Genomic DNA, 3,986 nt, shown 5'->3' on the forward strand with positions numbered 1-3,986 from the left:
ACTCGACCGCCGGCCGCCCGGGCCGGGCATCAACAACCTTCGTCACACGCACGCTGGACAACGTAGGGGCTCCACGAGCCGCTCACAGAATCGCTGGAACCGCAATTGTCCAGATAAGAAGGTGGCCCACGCCGAAGGCGAAGGACGGTGCCCGGGGCGGCCTCAGCGCAAAGGCGCTGCAGCGCCGGATGGCGATCTCCCGCACGTCGGTGGACCTCGGCGATGCACTGGGTGGCCCACCGAACCCCGAGTGGGTCGAGTGGCTTATGGGGTTCCCTCTGGGGTGGACCGACGTCGAGCCCTCGGCAACGCAGTCGTCCCCGCCGTCGCCGAACACATCGGCCGCCTGATCACCACCCGCTACCCGCACCGCTGATGAACCGGCCCACCTGCCGGCACTGGATCGGCGCCGACGGTCGGTACTGCCTCGCGGCCGAGGGTGTGCGCCCGTACCTGCAAGGCCCGCGCTGCCCGGCGTACACACCGGCCGCGATCGCCGGCCAACCCGAACCCGACTCGACGCCGATGCTCCGCCGGCAACCCGCCCCCGCCCGTCCGATGGAAGGGAGGCACCTCGTGCCGAATCCCGATCTTCTGGCCGCCGCGCTCGCCCACGCAGCGCGCGGCTGGCACGTCTTCCCGCTGCGTCCCAACGACAAGCGACCCGCATTCCCCGACCACACCGCCGACGACTGCACCGGCCGCGACCCTCGCTGCCGCGCCGGGCACGTCGGGTGGGAGCAGCGCGCCACCACCGACCCTGACCGCATCCGCCGCGCGTGGTCGGCCCGCCCCTACGGCATCGGCATCGCCTGCGGGCCGTCCGGTCTGGTTGTGGTCGACCTGGACGTGCCCAAGCACCCCGACGACGCCCCACCGCCGGAGTGGGAGGGGGCGTGCGACGGGTGGGACGTGTTCGCCACCCTCGCCGCCCGCCACGGCGCCCAGATCGATCCGGTTGACGGGTTCGGACCGGACGCCACGCCCCGCAGCGGCATCGACGCCACGTACACCGTGGGCACCGGCAGCGGCGGCACCCACCTCTACTACCGCCATCCGACCAGTGGCCCGGCCTTGCGTAACACCACCGGCGACCGGGGCGGCCTCGGCTGGAAGGTCGACACCCGCGCCCACGGCGGCTACGTCGTCGCCGCTGGCTCCACCGTCGCCAGCCGCCTCTACGGTCTGGTCCTGGACGTCGATCCCGCACCGCTGCCGGGATGGTTGGTCGGGCTGCTCGCGCCCGCGCCGCGCCCAGCCCGGCGGACAACCGCGGTGAGCCTGCCGGCCGACCGGCACGGCCGCTATCTGGCTGCCGCAATTCGCCGCCAGGTCGCCCACCTCGCCGCCGCACCCGAGGGCCAGCGCAACCACGCTCTGTTCACCTCAGCCGTTGCGCTGGGGCAGCTCGCCGCCGGGGACGCGCTCACCGACGACGACGTGACCGCCGTCCTGGAACCTGTCGCCCTGTCGGTCGGGCTACGGCTCGGCGAGGTGACCCGGACGATCGCCTCGGGGCTGCGGGTCGGTGCGCGGCAGCCTCGCCGCCTGGCCGACTTGGGGAGGGCGGCATGACCGAGCGTTTGCAAATCGGCACCGGTCCCGAAACCATCCGCGTCCTCAAAGCCGCCCTGACCGACGGGCTGCTCCCCGACACCTACGTCTCCGCCGGGCAGCTCGTGCACATGGAAGCCGTCTCCGGCGGCCTCACCACGGCAGCCGACGAGGACTCGCCGCTGCCGGTGTCCGCTAGCGTGGTCACGCCGGCCGGACTGGCGGGGCTGCTCGCCGAACACGCCTACGTCTACCGGCTCAAGACCCGCAAGAGCGACACCGGCGACCCCGAGATGTTCGAAGAAGAGGTCACCCCGCCCCGCGACACCCTCGCCTCGGTGCTGGCCGGGAAGACGTGGCCGGGTGTGGCGCCGCTGCGCGGCATCATCGGCGCACCCGTCCTCCGGCGGGACGGCACGCTGTTGCAACAGCCCGGCTACGACAAGGCCACCGGCCTTTACCTCGCCTCTAAAGTCGCCCTGCCCACGGTGCCCGCCGAACCCACCGCCGAGCAGGTAGCCCAGGCCCGCACGTTCCTGCTCGGCCGATTCCTCCGCGACTTCCCGTGGGCCAGCGCGGCCGACCGGGCCAACTACGTGGCACTGCTGGCCACGCCGATCCTGCGGCACTTCACCCGCTCCCTCACCCCGTTCGCGCTGATCGATGCGACCATGCCGTCGAGCGGAAAGACGATCCTCACTGCCGGCCCCGGCATGCTCTACGGGCAGCGCGTGATGACCTGGGCTTACTCGGATGAAGAGCTGCGCAAGTCCATCACCGCCGTGCTGGCCGAGCAGGTCGGCGTGGTCATTTGGGACAACCTCGCCGAGGGCAGCGTCATCGACTCGGCCGTGCTCGCCCAACTCGTCACCAGCGGAGTCTGGTCAGACCGCCAGTTGGGCGCGTCGCGGAACATCGCCACCGTCAACGACCGGCTGTGGATGGCCACCGGCAACAACCTGCAAGTCGGCGGAGACATGGCCAGCCGCACCGTCCGCGTGCACCTCGACCCGGACATGCCCCGCCCCGAACTACGCGACCAAACCGGATTCGGCATCCCGCACCTCGACCAGTGGATCACCGACCCGACCAACCAGCTCACCGTCCTGTGGCACCTCTTGGTCCTCGTCCTCGACTGGACGCGCCAAGGAGCGCCGAAGGTGTCCGGGCTGTCGATGCGGCAGTTCACCCCGTGGGCGCAAGCCCTCGGCGGGTTCCTCGCCCACCACGGCATCGACGGGTTCCTCACCAACGCCGCCGATATCCGCGAGATCGATGAAGACGAAACGCGCTGGCGCGCGTTCCTCACTACCTGGCACGACCGCCACGGCGGCCGTGCGATCACCGCCGCCGACCTGCGCCGCGACGCCGAACCGGTGCAGCTCGGCAGCGACGTGCACGACCCGTGGGATGGGCAGTTCATCACCACCCATAACGGCCGCCTACCCAACCCCCTGCAACTCGGTCGGCTGCTCACCGGCCAAGCCGGACGATGGCGCGGCAACCACGTCATCCGCGCCGGCCGCAACGACCGAGGCGACCGCGCCGTCTTCTGGGTCGAACACCACGACGCATGAAAACCGCTGAACCATCTCCGCATCTCCGCAACGCCGCACCAACCCGCCATCACCAGCGGAAACACCTTGCGGAGATCAGACCATCAGGAACCATCAATCTCCGCATCTCCGCGACCTTCCTGCGGAGATGAACCTCGGTTGCGGAGATGGCCGATCAGCGGACGGTCGCATCTCCGCAAGCATTCGCCCAGCTCACGGCCGTGTTTGCGGAGATGCGGAGATGCGGAGATGGTTCAGCCCTTCCCCGACCAGGAGGCGACCGGAGCAGCTCGTCGCACGTCTGTGCCAGAGTGCCCCTGTGCGAATGACCGACGATCGCGGCCAGGTACTCGACGCTGAGTTCTCCGTAGAACCCGATGGCAATCACGTCGCCGTCATCCTCGAAAGCATGAGTGGCCGCGCCACGGGCAGAGCAGCCAGAAACACTGATTATCGGGCCGCACTGGAACTGATCTTGCAACGTCTCAAGGACCGCCGAGCTGTCATCGAGACAGCCATCGTCGACTCGCAACGCACCCAGCTACTTCCGGAGTCGAGCCGTCGCCTGATCAGCGAGCCCGTTCATTTGGCCGATGTTCCCGACCCTCGCGGGCTCCGACGAAAGCTGACCAACGCCCAAACCACGATCGGGCAAGCGCCCACCGCCCGGCGCCCCGGCAACAGCACCAAACGGATTCGGCTTCGTCTCAGCGTCCCCGGCTACGACCCCTCCAGCTCGGCTCGGCTAGCCTCGGTCTTTCACTAACTGTTGATCAAGGCCGCGTGGCGGGTTGTTGATCTTGATCAGTCGGTCGATCGACGTCAGGGCGTGGTGGTAGCCCGACGCGGGGTCGGGTTCCTCCAGAAGCTGTCCGT

The 3,986-nt window shown here is 69.6% G+C and carries 3 protein-coding genes; all 3 read left to right on the forward strand.

Going from position 1 to position 3,986, the window contains the following annotated elements; genetic code table 11:
- Positions 1-558: 558 nt before the first annotated feature.
- The 3 genes from ABD52_RS36665 to ABD52_RS39615 all read left to right on the forward strand — a co-directional run bounded on the left by ABD52_RS36665 (position 559) and on the right by ABD52_RS39615 (position 3,876).
- Positions 559-1,575, forward strand: a complete 1,017-nt coding sequence (locus tag ABD52_RS36665) for a bifunctional DNA primase/polymerase (RefSeq protein WP_047894786.1) — start codon at positions 559-561, stop codon at positions 1,573-1,575.
- A complete protein-coding gene (locus ABD52_RS36670) occupies positions 1,572-3,131 on the forward strand; it encodes a hypothetical protein (protein WP_047894785.1) in 1,560 nt (519 codons plus the stop codon). The genes ABD52_RS36665 and ABD52_RS36670 overlap by 4 nt, the downstream gene beginning before the upstream one ends.
- A gap of 304 nt (positions 3,132-3,435) precedes the next feature.
- A complete protein-coding gene (locus ABD52_RS39615; RefSeq protein WP_152748374.1) occupies positions 3,436-3,876 on the forward strand; it encodes a hypothetical protein in 441 nt (146 codons plus the stop codon).
- Positions 3,877-3,986: the final 110 nt, after the last annotated feature.

Origin of the sequence: Micromonospora sp. RV43, assembly GCF_001029515.1 — a bacterium.
In the GTDB taxonomy this organism is placed as follows: domain Bacteria; phylum Actinomycetota; class Actinomycetes; order Mycobacteriales; family Micromonosporaceae; genus Micromonospora; species Micromonospora aurantiaca.

Coding starts and splice junctions, on each gene's coding strand:
- ABD52_RS36665 (WP_047894786.1), top strand. CDS start 559: ATGGAAGGGAGGCACCTCGTGCCGAATCCCGATCTTCTGGCCGCCGCG.
- ABD52_RS36670 (WP_047894785.1), top strand. CDS start 1,572: ATGACCGAGCGTTTGCAAATCGGCACCGGTCCCGAAACCATCCGCGTC.
- ABD52_RS39615 (WP_152748374.1), top strand. CDS start 3,436: ATGACCGACGATCGCGGCCAGGTACTCGACGCTGAGTTCTCCGTAGAA.